Origin of the sequence: Rhizobium sp. PP-F2F-G48, assembly GCF_004342335.1 — a bacterium.
Lineage (GTDB): Bacteria > Pseudomonadota > Alphaproteobacteria > Rhizobiales > Rhizobiaceae > Ferranicluibacter.
Genome location: NZ_SLVH01000003.1, coordinates 199,243 through 212,734 on the forward strand (window position 1 = coordinate 199,243; position 13,492 = coordinate 212,734).

A 13,492-nucleotide genomic window follows, 5' to 3' on the forward strand; every position below is an offset into this window, starting at 1 on the left:
ACCCCGTCCGGACCGTGTCTCCCGCGTGCCGCATCGGATCAGGCCGACCGCAGGGTCATGTCGACGCCGAGCGAGGCGAGCGCGTCCCAATAATCCGGATAGGTCTTGCCGACGCAATCCGGATCGAGAATGGCGATGCCGCCGATCTTCAAGCCCGCCAGCGCGAAGCTCATGGCGATGCGGTGATCGGCGAAGGTGTCGATCTCGGCCGGCAGGGTCTGTCCGGCAAGGCCCGGATCGGAGGCGACCAGCAGGTCGTCGCCCTCTTCGGTCGCCAAGCCCGCGCGGATGTTCGACAGGCCGAGCGACAGCGCGCGCACGCGGTCGCATTCCTTGACGCGCAGATTGGCGATGCCGGTGAAGCGCACCGGGGTTTCGTTGAAGGCGGCGAGCACGGCGAGCGTCGGCACCGCATCCTGCATCTGCGACCCGTCGATGACGGCAGGGAGATGGGGGAACCGGGCGATGACATCATGCGCGCGGGCATCCGGCTGCGAGAACTCCGCCGTGGGCACGCCGAGATCGATGCGGCCGCCGGTGAGCTTTTCCATCGCCCAGAGATAGGTGGCGGCCGAGGCGTCGGGCTCGATGCGGAAATCGGCTGCGGTGTAGCCCGTGGGCCAGACGCGCCAGACGGAGGACGAGGCCTGCTCGACGCGGGCGCCGAAAGCCCGCATGGCGGCAAGCGTCAGGTCGATATAGCCCCGCGCGCCGATCTCGTCGCCAGCGAGCACGATTTCGAGCGGCTCTCCGGTGTCGCCCGATGCCGCCGCGCCGGCTGCGGCCATCAGCAGGGCGGAGACGTACTGGCTCGACAGGCCGGCATCGATTTCGACGCGGCGGCCGGGGATGCGGCCCTTGCCGGTGACGGTGACGGGCGGGCAGCCGGTCTCGGCCGAGATCTCGACGCCGAGCGAGCGCAGCGCATCGACCAGAGGCGCGATCGGCCGCTTGCGCATGTGCGGGTCGCCATCCACGATCACGGTGCCATCGACCAGGGCGGCGGCGGCTGTGAGAAATCGGGTCGCCGTGCCGGCATTGCCGAGGAAGAGCGGTGCGGACGGCGCGGCAAGGCGGCCGGTGCCGGTGACGACGAAGGTGGTGGGATCGGGCTCGCGGACCTCGACGCCCATGGCGCGCAGGGCCTCGGCCATATAGCGCGTATCGTCGCTGCGCAGGGCCCCCGTCAGCCGGCTCGTGCCATTTGCAAGGCCGGCCAGCAGCAGCGCGCGATTGGTGATCGATTTTGAACCGGGCGGGCTGACGGCACCGACCAGCGGATGGGTCGGCGGCGTGATGGTCAGGGCTTTCTGCATCGCGGTCTTGAGCGCCGGCTTCTGGGCTGTCGTCTGGGCTGTCGTCTGGGATATGGGAGCATTGCTCATGCGGACGGTCTCTTGTGATCTTTCTGCGCGCCGGGCCTTTCAAGCACGGCCCGGCATCGATGGAACTCCGGGATCGGGCGGGTCAGAACTTGATCGTCGGCACGGCGCGATCGGTCTCGTTGGTGATCTCGAAATAGGGTGCCTTGGAAAAGCCGAGCGGGCCGGCCACGAGGTTGGACGGGAAGCTCTCGACCTTGACGTTCAGGTCGCGCGCGGCGCCGTTATAGTAGCGGCGCGACATCTGGATCTCGTCTTCGGTGCCTTCGATCGAGGCCTGCAGCTCGGAGAAATTCTGGTTGGCCTTGAGGTCGGGATAGGCTTCGGCGAGGGCAAACAGCTTGCCGAGCGCCTGGCCGAGCAGGCCTTCCGCCTGCGCCCGCCCCGCGACATCGCCGGCCGGCACGGCCTGGGCGCGATTGCGCAGGTTGACGATCTCCTCCAGCGTGCCGCGTTCGTGGGCGGCATAGCCCTTGACCGTTTCGAGCAGGTTGGGGATCAGGTCGGCGCGGCGCTTTAGCTGCACGTCGATGCCCGACCAGGCCTCTTCCTTGACGTTCCGCGCCTTGACCAGCCCGTTATAGACGAGGACGAGATAGCCGGCGACGACGACCAGAATGACGAGACCTGCAATCATTTTCTCTCTCCCCCGATGCCCCTGCGGGCTGCCCGCATCTCCATAGCGCGCTTTTACCCCGCTGCCCACCGTCTTGCAGTCCTGGCGCACGCTTCGACGGCGTCCTTTCACTGGAAATGAGTCACGATTTGTCGGGATTGGCGTCAGCCTCGATCCGGCTTACGCTGTCATAATCGAATTCACGATGACGACGCACCGGCGCACTTCAGGACGCGCGACATCCCCTGATTTCCGATGGTGGACATGGCGGCACCTCTCTGCGCGAGACACCGCCGGTCCCGGACGACGACCGACGTCGCAGCGGTGTTCGCGCTGCCGGGTGTCATGGATGCATCGCCTGGTGCATCGGCACCGTCCCGTCGGCAATGACGGCCTGACAACCTTATTCGGAAGCCGTGGCTTCCCCCAGATTAGGAGACCGTGAACATGACGCTTCTTGCCATCATCGCCCTGTCTGCCGTGATGCTCACCGGCATCAGCCATCTCGTCGCGCTGCGCGGCGAACGCCATCGCTTCACGCCGCCGATGCTCGACAGCGCGCCGGTCAACATTCACCGCCCCGTCCAGCGCTCCTGGCACAGCTGAGCCGCCAGGTCGCTTTGTTTGCGTTTGTCTTGTCGGGAAAACCGGTTCTAACCGTTCCCGGACAAACGCTCGGCGGCCCAGCCTTCAGGCCGCCGCAGCCGCCGAAAGATTGACGCCGCCGGCGTCCGTCATCAGGAAGGCTTCGCCGCAGGCCTTGGCGAGCGTGCGCACCCGCAGAATATAGCTCTGGCGCTCCGTTACGGAGATGACGCCGCGGGCATCGAGCAGGTTGAAGACGTGGCTTGCCTTGATGCACTGGTCATAGGCCGGGAACACGCATTTGTGCAGAGCGCGGTTGGCGCTGTCCCCCGGCGCGCCAGCTTTCAGCAAAGCCATGCATTCGCCTTCCGCATCGATGAAGTGCTGGTGCAGCATCGCCGTATTGGCATATTCGAAATTGTGCCGCGAATATTCCTGCTCGGCCTGCAGAAAGACATCGCCGTAGCTGATCTTTTCCGCGCCTTCGCGGCCGTTGAAGTTGAGGTCGTAGACATTGTCGACGCCCTGGACATACATGGCCAGCCGCTCCAGGCCATAGGTCAGTTCACCGGAGACCGGCGAGCACTCGATGCCGCAGACCTGCTGGAAGTAGGTGAACTGCGAGACCTCCATGCCGTCGCACCAGCACTCCCAGCCGAGACCCCAGGCGCCCAGCGTCGGGCTTTCCCAGTCGTCCTCGACGAAGCGGATATCGTGCAGCAGCGGATCGAGGCCGATGGCGGCGAGCGAGCCGAGATAGAGCTCCTGCAGGTTCGACGGGTTCGGCTTCAGGATGACCTGATACTGGTAGTAATGCTGTAGCCGGTTGGGGTTTTCGCCATAGCGCCCGTCGGTCGGTCGGCGCGAGGGCTGCACATAGGCGGCCCGCCAGGGTTTGGGACCCAGCGCCCGCAAGGTGGTCGCCGGATGGAACGTGCCCGCGCCCACTTCCATGTCGTAAGGCTGCAGCACCGCGCAGCCCTTGTCGGCCCAATAGGCGTGCAGGGTCAGGATCAGCGCCTGAAACGAGCGCTTCGGGTTCATATGGTCGGGCAGGTCGGGCAAATCGGGCAAGGCAGACAGGGCAGACATGGCAGATCAATCGCTGGTGACGGAAAGACGAGACCGGACGAGTGCCACGGGCGGCGACAGGGGTCAATGTTTAAGCTATCCTGGGCGCAGATTTGCGATGGAGACGCCGATGAATGTCAAGACGACCGTCACCTTGCCGGAAGATCTGATGCGATATGCGGAGAAGATGGTCGAAGACGGACAGTTCCCATCCGTCGATACGGTGCTTGCTGCGAGCCTCGAAAATATGATGATCCGCCAGGATCAGGCGGCTGTCGATGAGGTCCTCCACCTCAATTCGGAAGAGTTGCGTCGGCGGTTGGACACGCCTATCGAAGAGACAATCGCGATGGATGAAGACGACCTCTTCGACCGCGTTCGCGCGCGCATCGCTGCCCGCGAAAGGCAATGAGCACACGCTACCGGGTGCGCTATCATCGGGAGGCCGAGCAGGATCTCGTCGAGATCTACGACCTCGTTGCAAACTACGCCGGAAAACAGGCCGCCCAACGAATATTGCGCGACATCGAATCCGTGGTGAGAGCCTTGGCTGCTTTTCCCTATCGCGGCTCGATCCGCGCCGACTTCCCCGACAATTTTCGCGTCGTACCGGCAGCCGAGAAGGCGGTTATCTGCATCACCGTTCACGAAGATATCAAGACCGTCGTCGTGCGCCACGTCGGTTATGCGGGCTCAGACTGGATGGTCTCCGTGCAAGGGCGCCTGACATAATTGGCGCGACCTCGTTCCGCTGCGATCAATCCTGCTTCACCCGATATTCACCCGTGGCGGGGTCCTGCACAAGCGTGCCTTGCGACCCCGTCTGCTGCTGCTTGCGCACGCGTTCGCGCTGGCGGGCGAGGCGTTCGGCGTCGAGCACGAATTTGCGGTAGCCGAACCAGGCGATGGCGGCGACGATCAGGAGGAGGATGAGTTGCGGCATCTTGGGTTCCAGAGGGAGACGGGGTGCGGCCTGTCCCTAGAGACCGAACCGGCCCCATAATGCCTTTTCTTCTGCCGCTTCGGCAAGACCGGCGACGGCGGAAAGCGCAAGCGCGCTTGCGCCCGTCGCAAGCCCGCTTGCGACAGCGACACCCGGCTGGCGGCGTCCGAGCAGGCCGCGCGAGGCGCTGACCAGCCGCAGTTCCGTCTTTTCGCCGTAGCGGCGCTTGAGTTCGCCGCGCATGTCGCCGAGACCGTCGATCAGGCCGAGGGCGCGAGCGCGCTCGCCGGTCCAGAACAGGCCGGAGAAGATTTCGCCGTCGTCGGTGAGGAGGTGACCGCGTCGTGCCTTCACCATGCCGGTGAAGACGCCGTGGATCTCCTGCTGCAGGCTTTTCAGATAGGCGACGTCCTTTTCCTTTTCCGGCTGGAAGGGATCGAGCATCACCTTGTTTTCGCCAGCCGTGTAGATGCGGCGTTCGATGCCGACCTTGTCGAGCAGCTCGGTGAAGCCGAAGCCGCCGGAGACGACGCCGATGGAGCCGACGATGGAGGTGGGATCGGCGATGATCTCGTCACCGGCGAGCGCGATCATGTAGCCGCCAGACGCCGCGACGTCCTCCACGAAGACGAGGACGCGCTTGTTCTTTTCCACCGCGAGATCGCGGATGCGCTGGTAGATCAGCCGGGACTGGACCGGCGAGCCGCCCGGCGAATTGATGGCGATGGCGACGGCCGGCGCGTCCTTGTCGGCAAAGGCGCGTTCGAGAAGCGGCGCGACGGCTGCAATGTTGAGCATTGGCCGGAAGGCGCTGCCGCCGGCCATGATCGCCCCGTGCAGGCGAACGACCGGGATCGTCACACCCTGCCTGCGAAAGCGCTTCGGCAGCAACCTCTTGATGAAACCGGCCAAATCCGTCTCCTTTTCCGCATGTCATCTCTTCCGGATGTAGGCACTGGCCCGGCCGGCGCAATGGCACGGCCCACGGGATCACGGGAAATTCAGCGGCGGGCGTAGAAGGCGCGCCCATTGTTGAGATCGTCCACCTCGGCCAGGAAGGCATGGGAGCCCTCGCCATGCATGACGAGCGGCGCGCGCAGAGAGAGGCGCGCGCGGGACTGCTTGATGCCGGTGACGAGGATGCGCACCGCGTTTTCGCCGGCCCGCGGCAGGAGCGGCGTGATCTCCAGGCCACCGAAGCGGCGTCCGCAGGCGGCCACGATCTCGCCGATCGATTCCGGCCGCGCGATCAGCGACACCTGCCCGCCGGGACGCAGGATCGCGCCGGCCGTGCGGAGCCAGGCGTCGAACAGCCCGTCGTTCATCGCGTGGGCCGCAGCCTTCAGGGCGTCCGGCGTCCGGCGGTCGGCGCCATTGTTGAAGGGCGGGTTCATGACGACATGGTCGAAGACATCGCTCGGCAGACCGGCCTCGACCCGCGCACGCCCGGACAGGGCCACATCGGCCTCCAGCACGTCGAGACGGTCGGCGAAGGCGGCATTTCCCGGAAGGGCGAGGCTGCGGCGGGCGAAGGTGGCCATCTCGGCCGCCCGCTCCACGAGGAGCACCTGCGCCGAGGCCACCCGGACGGCCACCGCCATGCCGGCCGCACCCGCGCCGGCCCCGAGATCGGCGACCTTGATCGGCGTCGAACCCGGATCGGGCACGAGGGCTGCGAGCAGCATCGCATCCATGCCGGCACGATGGCCGCGGCCGAGCGGCTGGACCAGGTGAAACCGACCGCGGTGAAAGCTGTCCACCGTCTCCCCGGCCGCAACGGCCGGCTCGGCCGTCAGGGCCGTTTCTGTGGGATCAACGGACGTGCGATCGGGAGATTTCTCAAGCGTCATGAGCGGCCCCGCGCCTCATCGATCCCGGAGTTCTGCGGCGAGGCCCGCATCCGAGAGGATGGTCCTTGCCTCGTCGGCGCGCTCGCCCTGAACCATCAGGCGGCGCGGCAGCAGGCCGAGCGAACCGTCGAGAATGCTCATGCCCTGATCGGCGATGAAGCAGATGATGCCCGCGTCGCGCATCAGGCTTTCGGCGAAGGAGAGGACGACGGCGTCGTTGGTACGGATCAATTCTTTCATCTGGCTCGCTTTTTTCCCATTCGTCGGTGCCCTGGGGCAAATCGCCACTTGCCGCGAAAGCCCCCCCTTTCTATTCTCAGAAGAATAGCTTGAACAGGAGTGCTTCGCCTTGGGCGTCGTGATACCGCTGGAAGACGGCAAGAACAAACAGGCCTCGGTGCAGCCGCTGGTCAATCTGACCAAAGCCGACATGGAGCGGGTCAACCAGCTGATCCTGGCCAAGGCGGGTTCGGATGTCGAGATGATTCCCGAGGTTGCCAACCACCTGATCTCGTCGGGCGGCAAGCGGCTTCGTCCCATGCTGACGCTGGCCTCCGCCGCCATGTTCGACTTCAAGGGCGATGCGCATGTCAAGCTCGCGACCAGCGTCGAGTTCATGCACACGGCAACCCTGCTGCACGACGACGTGGTGGACGAGAGCGACCTGCGGCGCGGCAAGTCCACGGCACGGATGATCTGGGGCAACCAGGCCAGCGTGCTCGTCGGCGACTTCCTGCTCGGCCAGGCGTTCCGGATGATGGTCGAGGTCGGCTCGCTCGATGCGCTCGACGTTCTCTCGACGGCCGCCTCGGTGATCGCCGAAGGCGAAGTGCTGCAGCTCTCCGTCGCCAAGAACATGGAAACGACGGAGGACGACTATCTCGCCGTCATTCGCGCCAAGACCGCCGCGCTCTTTGCCGCCGCCGCCGAAGTCGGCCCGATCGTCGCCAAGACCGACCGCTCGGCGCGCAACGCGCTGAAATCCTATGGCATGAACCTCGGCCTTGCCTTCCAGCTGGTCGATGACGTTCTCGATTACGGCGGCAAATCGGTCGATCTCGGCAAGAATGTCGGCGACGATTTTCGCGAGGGGAAGATCACCCTGCCGGTCATCCTCTCCTACCGGCGCGGAACGGCGGAGGAGCGTGCGTTCTGGAAGGACGCGATCGAGGGCGGCAATGCCAGTGACGCGAACCTAGAACACGCCATGGGGCTGATCACGCGCTATGGCGGGCTGACCGACACGATCGCAAGGGCCAAGCACTACGGCATGATTGCGCGCGATGCGCTCGCCCCCCTTCCCGCCTCGCCGTGGAAGGATGCGCTGCTGGAGGTCATCGACTTCTGCATCGACCGGGTGAACTGACGCTGGTGATGCAGGTCGAGCAGGATGGGCGATTTCTGGCGGCGTGCGCCAAAAAAGCCATTCTGTCTTGCCAAGCCTGCCGCAACCAAGGGTGATGCTCTCGAAGGGAGCCGACCCCGGCTGGACGCAATTTCGGTTCTGCGCCGGGCGCAATTCCGGTTCTGCGCGGACTGCGTTATCACTACAGAACTGATTCCGGTTAGGCGCTTGCGCGGCGCATCCGAAACGAAAGGCTTGTCATGCGGCAAAAACATATTCTTCGGATGCTCACCAGCGTGGCGTTTCTGACGCTTGCCGGCTTCGTCTCCGGCCCGGCGCTCGCGGAAGAGGCGAAGGCCCCGGCGACGGAAGCCGCCGCCAAGCCCTTCGACGTGAACTCCGTCAACAGCTTTTCCGGATCGTTCCTCGCGGCCCGCACGGCCGACGTCGATCACGATCTGGACACCGCGACCAAGCTCTACCGGACGGCGCTGGAATTCGAGCCCGACAATGTCGAGGTGAAGCAGCGGCTGATGATCACCTCGCTGATGAACGGCAACTTCGCCGAAGGCGTGAAGATCGCGAACGAGCTGAAGACCGATGACTCGGTCGAGCGGATCACCACCGTCGTGCGCGGCGTCGATGCGATCAGCCGACGGGAATTCCGCAACGCGGAGAAGATCCTGAAATATTCCGGGCCGAACGATCTCGACCGGATGATGAACGGGCTGCTTCTGGCCTGGGCGAAGGCCGGACAGGGCAAGCCCAAGGACGCCATCGCCATGATCCAGGACATGAAGGGCCCGGACTGGTTCGCCATCTTCAAGAACTACCAGCAGGGCGCGATCGCGCTGGCGGCCGGCGACAAGCAGACCGCGCGCACCAAGTTCAACGAGGCCGTGACCGACCGCAATGGCGGCGGTGCGGCGCCGGACACGTTCATCCGCTCGATCATCGCGCTCGCACGGCTGGAAGCGACCGACGGCAACAAGCAGAAGGCGCTCGACACGATCTCGCTCGGGCAGAACTTCGTCAACAATTACGCTCCGCTCGATGCGCTGCGCAAAAGCATCGAGGACGGCAAGCCGCAGGAACAGCAGGTCCGCAACGCCAGCCAGGGCGCCGCCGCCGTGCTGTTCTCCGTCGGTGCCGCGCTCAATCGCGAAGGGGCGGAAGACATCGTCTCGCTCTACCTGCAGACGGCGCGCGCGCTCGATCCCGACAGTGCCGACATCCTCGTGATGCTCGGCGGCATCGCCGAGACGCTGAAAAAGCCGGAGCGGGCCATCGCGCTCTATCAGCAGGTGCCGCAGGGCTCGCCGATGCGCCGCCTGTCGGAAATGCAGCTGGGTCTGGCGCTTGCCGAAGTCGGCAAGGTGGACGATGCCAAGAAGCATCTGCGCGAACTGATCGACCTCGATCCGAAGGACATCCGCAGCTACGTCGCCTATGGCAGCGTGCTTTCGGACGCCAAGGACTACAAGGAGATGGCCGTCACCTACGACAAGGCCGTCGAGATCGTCGGCCCGGTGCCCAAGCGCAGCGACTGGTCGATCTATTTTCAGCGCGGCATCGCCTATGAGCGCCTGAAGGAATGGGAAAAGGCCGAGCCGAGCTTCAAGAAGGCGCTGGAGCTGAACCCCGACCAGCCGCAGGTGCTGAACTATCTCGGCTATTCCTGGGTGGACAAGAACATCAACCTCGAAGAGGGGCTGAACATGATCCGCCGCGCCGTCGACCTGAAGCCGGATGACGGCTACATCGTCGATTCGCTCGGCTGGGCCTATTTCCGCCTGGGGCAGTTCGACGAGGCCGTGGCCGAGCTGGAGCGCGCCGCCGAGCTGATGGCCGGCGACCCCACCATCAACGACCATCTGGGCGATGCCTACTGGCGCGTCGGCCGCAAGCTGGAAGCCGTGTTCCAGTGGAACCAGACGCTGGAGCTGAAGCCGGAAGACGACGAGATCGCCAAGATCAAGGCGAAGATCGAGAATGGCCTGCCGCCGGTGGAGGCCAAGGTTCCCGCAGCCGCCGAGGCCGAGGGCAAGCCGAAGCCGCCGGAAGTGACGGTTCCCGGCAAGAAGTCCTGATACCGGCCCGTGGCTGACACGCCTCGCATGCCGGCCGCTTCCGATGCGTCGGCCATCCTTGCGTCCGCGACCCACGTCTTTGCCGCGGAACGGGGCGCCCGCGTGCCGCTGGTGCTTGCGGCGCCGGCAAAGATCAATCTCGCGCTGCATGTCGTCGGCCAGCGTGCCGACGGCCATCACCTGCTCGAAAGCCTGGTGACCTTTACGGATGCCGGCGACCGCCTGTCTCTGGCCGCAGTAGAGGCCGACAGCTTCACCGTTTCCGGCCCGTTTGCCGGCCATGTGCCGGTGGAGGCCGAGGGCCAAAGCGGCAATCTCGTGCTGAAGGCGCGCGACCTTCTGCGCATCCGGCTGGCCGCGCTCGCCCTGCCCTGCGGGCCGGTCGCGCTGCATCTCGAAAAGAACCTTCCGGTCGCGTCGGGCATCGGCGGCGGCTCGGCGGATGCGGCGGCCGCGCTGACCGGGCTCCGGCGGATCTGGGGACAGGCGCCGGAGAGCGATCCGGATTCTGCTGCACGGGATCTGGCCTCACTGGATCTGGCCGCGCTGGGGCTGTCGCTCGGGGCCGACCTGCCCATGTGCCTGACCGGCCGGCCGCTGATCGCGCGGGGGATCGGCGAGGCGATCACGCCCGTTTCCGGCCTGCCCGAATTTCCGGCTCTGCTGGTCAATCCGGGTGTCGCGGTCTCCACGCCTGCCGTCTTCCGCGCGCTGACCGAAAAGACCCATCCGCCGCTGGCGCTGCCCGACCGTCTCGCCACGCCCGCGGACTGGATTTCGGCGCTTGCGAAAACGCGCAACGATCTGGAGCCGCCGGCCCTGTCTCTGGTGCCGGTGATCGGGCGCGCGCGGGCGGCACTTTGGGACGCGGGCGCAGCCCTTGCCCGCATGTCCGGCTCCGGCGCCACCTGTTTCGGGCTGTTTCTCGACAGGGAAACGCGCGATCTCGCCGCGGAGCGCATCCGCAACGCCCATCCGGACTGGTATCTCCTGTCCTGCACCACGCGGGGCTCGGACCCGGCCGCCGCCGAGAGGACCACGACACCATGACGATCGACACCGCCCGCAGCTTCGTGCCCGTTTCCATTGCGGTCCTCACCGTGTCCGACACGCGGACGCCGGACACCGACACATCCGGCGATACGCTGGTCGCGCGCCTGACCGAGGCCGGCCACACGCTTGCCGCCCGCGGCATCGTGCCGGACGACCGCGATGCCATCGCCGGCCAGGTGACCGCCTGGAGCCTCGATCCCGGCATCGACGTCGTGATCACCACCGGCGGCACCGGCTTTACCGGCCGCGACGTGACGCCGGAGGCGCTGGAGCCGCTGTTCGACAAGAGGATGGACGGCTTCTCCGCCATCTTCCATCGCATTTCCTATGAAAAGATCGGCACGTCGACCATCCAGTCGCGGGCGACCGGCGGCGTGCTGAACGCCACCTTCGTCTTCGTGCTGCCGGGTTCGCCCGGGGCCTGCCGGGACGCGTGGGACGGAATTCTCAGCCAACAGCTCGACCTGCGCCACCGCCCCTGTAATTTCGTGGAGATCATGCCGCGGCTGGACGAACACCTGAAGCGGTGACGGCGCGCGCCGCTTTCTAACGACCCGAGGCCCAGGCGGGCATGAGTTCGCTCGACAGACGATGGACGCCGCGGCGGGTGACGAAATCGGCAATCGTCATGCCGGGTCTCGCCATGCCGGCCGCCTGCACGCGTTTGATGAGAAAGCCCTGCTCGAGCGGCGGGCGGCGCGACGCCAACCGCGCCAGAAGCGGCCGCCGATGCCGGCGGGAGGCGGAAAAGCGTGCGGGGCCGCGGCCGATCGCCATATGCTCGGCGATCTCGTCCACCCAACGGCCGAGCGGCCAGGCGCCCGGCTCGATCAGCAGCAGCCACTCGCCGCGCGCCGAGCCGATCACGTCCGCCATGTCCCACTCGGTCAGAAAGCGCGCGCCGGCGGCATCGGCAACCCGCTGCGAGGCATCGCGCGAGCCGTGATCGAGGATGATGACGTCGCTGACGAGACCTTCCACCGCACCGGCCACCAGCGCGGCCAGGGACTGGGCCAGCCTCGTCTCGCTATCGTGGGTTTCCATCAGGATCGTGAGCATCGCCGTTCCTACCGCATTGCACACAGGATTGCCATGAAAGCGGAGGATCGACCGGCAGATTCCCTCCGTTCATCATGAATCGGCGGGCGGCAGGCGGCTGCCACGAGAGCCGAGAGCGGCGTCCTCTCGGATTTGTTCTTGCATTGTTCTCATTTTGGCGATAGCAATAAGACCAGAGAGAACGACATGGCGATTTGGCGAAAGTCGGGTCGCCCATGTCCCCGGAGTGTCCCATGAACGATCTGTCCCATGTAAGGCAGGGCGCCTTTGCGCCCGGCAATCGGGCCGATGTGGCCGACGCACTGATGGTCGAGAGCGGCCTTCGCATCGACGTGGATCGTCGCCGCGGGCGTGGCGCGGGCGTGAACGCCTCCGGCCGTTTCGAGCCGGTGAGCCGCAGCACCGAGGATGACGGCTGGAACTCGCTCGAGGATCTGCCCCCGTTCAAGACCGAGGTGCAGGTGGAAAAGCCGCGCACGATCATTTCGCGCAACGAGTCGCCGGATATCCCGTTCGACCGCTCGGTCAATCCCTATCGCGGCTGCGAGCATGGCTGCATCTACTGCTTTGCCCGGCCGACCCATGCCTATATGGGCCTGTCGGCCGGCATCGATTTCGAGGCGCGGCTGTTTGCCAAGCCCGATGCGGCGAAACTGCTGGAGCGGGAACTCGCCAAGCCCGGCTACAAGGTGAAGCCGATCGCCATCGGCACGAATACCGACCCTTATCAGCCGATCGAGAAGGAATGGCGGATCATGCGCCAGATCCTGGAGGTGCTGAAGGCGGCGGATCACCCGGTGATGATCGTCACGAAGTCGGCGATGGTGTTGCGCGACCTCGATATCCTCGCGCCGATGGCGGAGAAGGGTCTCGCCCGCGTCGGCCTGTCGGTGACGACGCTCGACCGCAAGCTCGCCCGGCTGATGGAGCCCCGCGCCTCGACGCCGGAAAAGCGGCTGGATGCGATCCGCAAGCTGTCGGAGGCGGGGATTCCGGCCAGCGTGCTGATGGCGCCGGTCATTCCCGCGCTCAACGATCACGAGATCGAGCGGGTGCTCGATTCCGCCAAGGCGGCGGGTGCCACCGAGGCGAGCTATGTTCTCCTGCGCCTGCCGCTGGAGGTGAGTCCGCTCTTCCGCGACTGGCTTCTGCAGCATTATCCGGATCGCTACCGCCATGTCATGTCGCTGGTGCGCTCGATGCGCGACGGCAAGGATTACGACGCCGACTTCACCAAGCGGATGAAGGGTGCCGGCCCCTATGCCTGGCAGATCGGCCGGCGCTTCGACCTCGCGGCCAAGCGGCTGGAGCTGAACACCAACCGGCGGGCGCTGAACTGCGACATCTTCGTGCCGCCGCTCGGAACGGGCGTGCAGCTCTCGCTGCTCTGACGACCCGTCCTCCTCGTCCGGTACGCGCCGGATGCTGAATGGGACCGCATGTCCCTCGTACCATGCGGTCACTCGAGACCGGCGGCGTCCGCAACGTTGCCGGTCTT

At 65.8% G+C, this 13,492-nt stretch carries 16 protein-coding genes; 8 read left to right on the forward strand and 8 right to left on the reverse strand.

What is annotated here, in order from left to right; all coding sequences use genetic code 11:
- Window positions 1-38: 38 nt before the first annotated feature.
- Together aroA and C8J36_RS08830 are read right to left on the reverse strand one after the other, a co-directional pair.
- Window positions 39-1,316 carry a 3-phosphoshikimate 1-carboxyvinyltransferase gene (aroA, locus tag C8J36_RS08825; RefSeq protein ID WP_132534926.1) on the reverse strand — a complete coding sequence of 426 codons (1,278 nt, stop codon included), beginning with the start codon at window positions 1,314-1,316 and terminating at the stop codon, window positions 39-41.
- Window positions 1,317-1,467: 151 nt separating this feature from the next.
- On the reverse strand, window positions 1,468-2,019 hold the full coding sequence (locus C8J36_RS08830; RefSeq protein WP_062594591.1) for a LemA family protein: 552 nt from the start codon (window positions 2,017-2,019) through the stop codon (window positions 1,468-1,470).
- 426 nt (window positions 2,020-2,445) lie between these two features.
- Between C8J36_RS08830 and C8J36_RS24860 the strand changes: the two genes are divergently transcribed.
- A complete protein-coding gene (locus tag C8J36_RS24860) occupies window positions 2,446-2,604 on the forward strand; it encodes a hypothetical protein (RefSeq protein WP_156468077.1) in 159 nt (52 codons plus the stop codon).
- Window positions 2,605-2,688: 84 nt separating this feature from the next.
- Here the strand turns inward: C8J36_RS24860 and C8J36_RS08835 are convergent, their stop codons facing one another.
- Window positions 2,689-3,675 carry a glycine--tRNA ligase subunit alpha gene (locus tag C8J36_RS08835; protein WP_132534211.1) on the reverse strand — a complete coding sequence of 329 codons (987 nt, stop codon included), beginning with the start codon at window positions 3,673-3,675 and terminating at the stop codon, window positions 2,689-2,691.
- A 109-nt stretch (window positions 3,676-3,784) separates the two neighbouring features.
- Between C8J36_RS08835 and C8J36_RS08840 the strand changes: the two genes are divergently transcribed.
- Window positions 3,785-4,066 carry a hypothetical protein gene (locus C8J36_RS08840; protein ID WP_132534213.1) on the forward strand — a complete coding sequence of 94 codons (282 nt, stop codon included), beginning with the start codon at window positions 3,785-3,787 and terminating at the stop codon, window positions 4,064-4,066.
- A complete protein-coding gene (locus tag C8J36_RS08845) occupies window positions 4,063-4,386 on the forward strand; it encodes a type II toxin-antitoxin system RelE/ParE family toxin (RefSeq protein ID WP_132534215.1) in 324 nt (107 codons plus the stop codon). The genes C8J36_RS08840 and C8J36_RS08845 overlap by 4 nt, the downstream gene beginning before the upstream one ends.
- A gap of 25 nt (window positions 4,387-4,411) precedes the next feature.
- On the opposite strand, the gene C8J36_RS08850 is transcribed toward C8J36_RS08845, so the two are convergent.
- The 4 genes from C8J36_RS08850 to C8J36_RS08865 all read right to left on the reverse strand — a co-directional run bounded on the left by C8J36_RS08850 (window position 4,412) and on the right by C8J36_RS08865 (window position 6,687).
- Window positions 4,412-4,597, reverse strand: a complete 186-nt coding sequence (locus tag C8J36_RS08850) for a hypothetical protein (RefSeq protein ID WP_062594588.1) — start codon at window positions 4,595-4,597, stop codon at window positions 4,412-4,414.
- Window positions 4,598-4,633: 36 nt separating this feature from the next.
- The gene (locus C8J36_RS08855; protein ID WP_132534217.1) at window positions 4,634-5,509 is read right to left on the reverse strand and encodes a S49 family peptidase; all 876 of its coding nucleotides are present in this window, start codon (window positions 5,507-5,509) and stop codon (window positions 4,634-4,636) included.
- An 89-nt stretch (window positions 5,510-5,598) separates the two neighbouring features.
- Window positions 5,599-6,447: a methyltransferase gene (locus C8J36_RS08860; protein ID WP_132534219.1), complete on the reverse strand. Its 849-nt coding sequence runs from the start codon at window positions 6,445-6,447 to the stop codon at window positions 5,599-5,601.
- Window positions 6,448-6,462: 15 nt separating this feature from the next.
- Entirely contained in the window at window positions 6,463-6,687 is a 225-nt protein-coding gene (locus tag C8J36_RS08865) for a DUF2007 domain-containing protein (protein ID WP_132534221.1), read from the reverse strand.
- Between the two features lie 109 nt (window positions 6,688-6,796).
- On the opposite strand from C8J36_RS08865, the gene C8J36_RS08870 reads away from it, so the two are divergent.
- The 4 genes from C8J36_RS08870 (at window position 6,797) to moaB (ending at window position 11,465) form a co-directional block, all read left to right on the forward strand.
- Window positions 6,797-7,813, forward strand: coding sequence for a polyprenyl synthetase family protein (locus C8J36_RS08870; RefSeq protein ID WP_062594585.1), 1,017 nt, complete (start codon window positions 6,797-6,799; stop codon window positions 7,811-7,813).
- Between the two features lie 239 nt (window positions 7,814-8,052).
- The gene (locus C8J36_RS08875) at window positions 8,053-9,882 is read left to right on the forward strand and encodes a tetratricopeptide repeat protein (protein ID WP_062594584.1); all 1,830 of its coding nucleotides are present in this window, start codon (window positions 8,053-8,055) and stop codon (window positions 9,880-9,882) included.
- A gap of 9 nt (window positions 9,883-9,891) precedes the next feature.
- Window positions 9,892-10,932: a 4-(cytidine 5'-diphospho)-2-C-methyl-D-erythritol kinase gene (locus C8J36_RS08880; RefSeq protein WP_245506505.1), complete on the forward strand. Its 1,041-nt coding sequence runs from the start codon at window positions 9,892-9,894 to the stop codon at window positions 10,930-10,932.
- On the forward strand, window positions 10,929-11,465 hold the full coding sequence (moaB, locus tag C8J36_RS08885) for a molybdenum cofactor biosynthesis protein B (RefSeq protein ID WP_132534223.1): 537 nt from the start codon (window positions 10,929-10,931) through the stop codon (window positions 11,463-11,465). Before C8J36_RS08880 ends, moaB begins: the two co-directional genes overlap by 4 nt.
- Before the next feature lie 16 nt (window positions 11,466-11,481).
- Here the strand turns inward: moaB and C8J36_RS08890 are convergent, their stop codons facing one another.
- The gene (locus C8J36_RS08890; RefSeq protein ID WP_132534225.1) at window positions 11,482-11,994 is read right to left on the reverse strand and encodes a glycosyl transferase; all 513 of its coding nucleotides are present in this window, start codon (window positions 11,992-11,994) and stop codon (window positions 11,482-11,484) included.
- A 233-nt stretch (window positions 11,995-12,227) separates the two neighbouring features.
- Here C8J36_RS08890 and C8J36_RS08895 point away from each other — a divergent pair, with 233 nt between their 5' ends.
- A complete protein-coding gene (locus tag C8J36_RS08895; RefSeq protein ID WP_132534227.1) occupies window positions 12,228-13,385 on the forward strand; it encodes a PA0069 family radical SAM protein in 1,158 nt (385 codons plus the stop codon).
- The last annotated feature ends 107 nt before the right edge of the window (window positions 13,386-13,492 follow it).

Bases quoted from the DNA above. Each gene is read 5' to 3' on its own strand.
- C8J36_RS08850 (WP_062594588.1), bottom strand. From the start codon at position 4,597: ATGCCGCAACTCATCCTCCTCCTGATCGTCGCCGCCATCGCCTGGTTC.
- C8J36_RS08840 (WP_132534213.1), top strand. From the start codon at position 3,785: ATGAATGTCAAGACGACCGTCACCTTGCCGGAAGATCTGATGCGATAT.
- C8J36_RS08890 (WP_132534225.1), bottom strand. From the start codon at position 11,994: ATGCTCACGATCCTGATGGAAACCCACGATAGCGAGACGAGGCTGGCC.
- C8J36_RS08865 (WP_132534221.1), bottom strand. From the start codon at position 6,687: ATGAAAGAATTGATCCGTACCAACGACGCCGTCGTCCTCTCCTTCGCC.
- C8J36_RS08845 (WP_132534215.1), top strand. From the start codon at position 4,063: ATGAGCACACGCTACCGGGTGCGCTATCATCGGGAGGCCGAGCAGGAT.
- C8J36_RS08875 (WP_062594584.1), top strand. From the start codon at position 8,053: ATGCGGCAAAAACATATTCTTCGGATGCTCACCAGCGTGGCGTTTCTG.
- C8J36_RS24860 (WP_156468077.1), top strand. From the start codon at position 2,446: ATGACGCTTCTTGCCATCATCGCCCTGTCTGCCGTGATGCTCACCGGC.
- C8J36_RS08895 (WP_132534227.1), top strand. From the start codon at position 12,228: ATGAACGATCTGTCCCATGTAAGGCAGGGCGCCTTTGCGCCCGGCAAT.
- moaB (WP_132534223.1), top strand. From the start codon at position 10,929: ATGACGATCGACACCGCCCGCAGCTTCGTGCCCGTTTCCATTGCGGTC.
- C8J36_RS08830 (WP_062594591.1), bottom strand. From the start codon at position 2,019: ATGATTGCAGGTCTCGTCATTCTGGTCGTCGTCGCCGGCTATCTCGTC.
- aroA (WP_132534926.1), bottom strand. From the start codon at position 1,316: ATGCAGAAAGCCCTGACCATCACGCCGCCGACCCATCCGCTGGTCGGT.
- C8J36_RS08835 (WP_132534211.1), bottom strand. From the start codon at position 3,675: ATGTCTGCCCTGTCTGCCTTGCCCGATTTGCCCGACCTGCCCGACCAT.
- C8J36_RS08860 (WP_132534219.1), bottom strand. From the start codon at position 6,447: ATGACGCTTGAGAAATCTCCCGATCGCACGTCCGTTGATCCCACAGAA.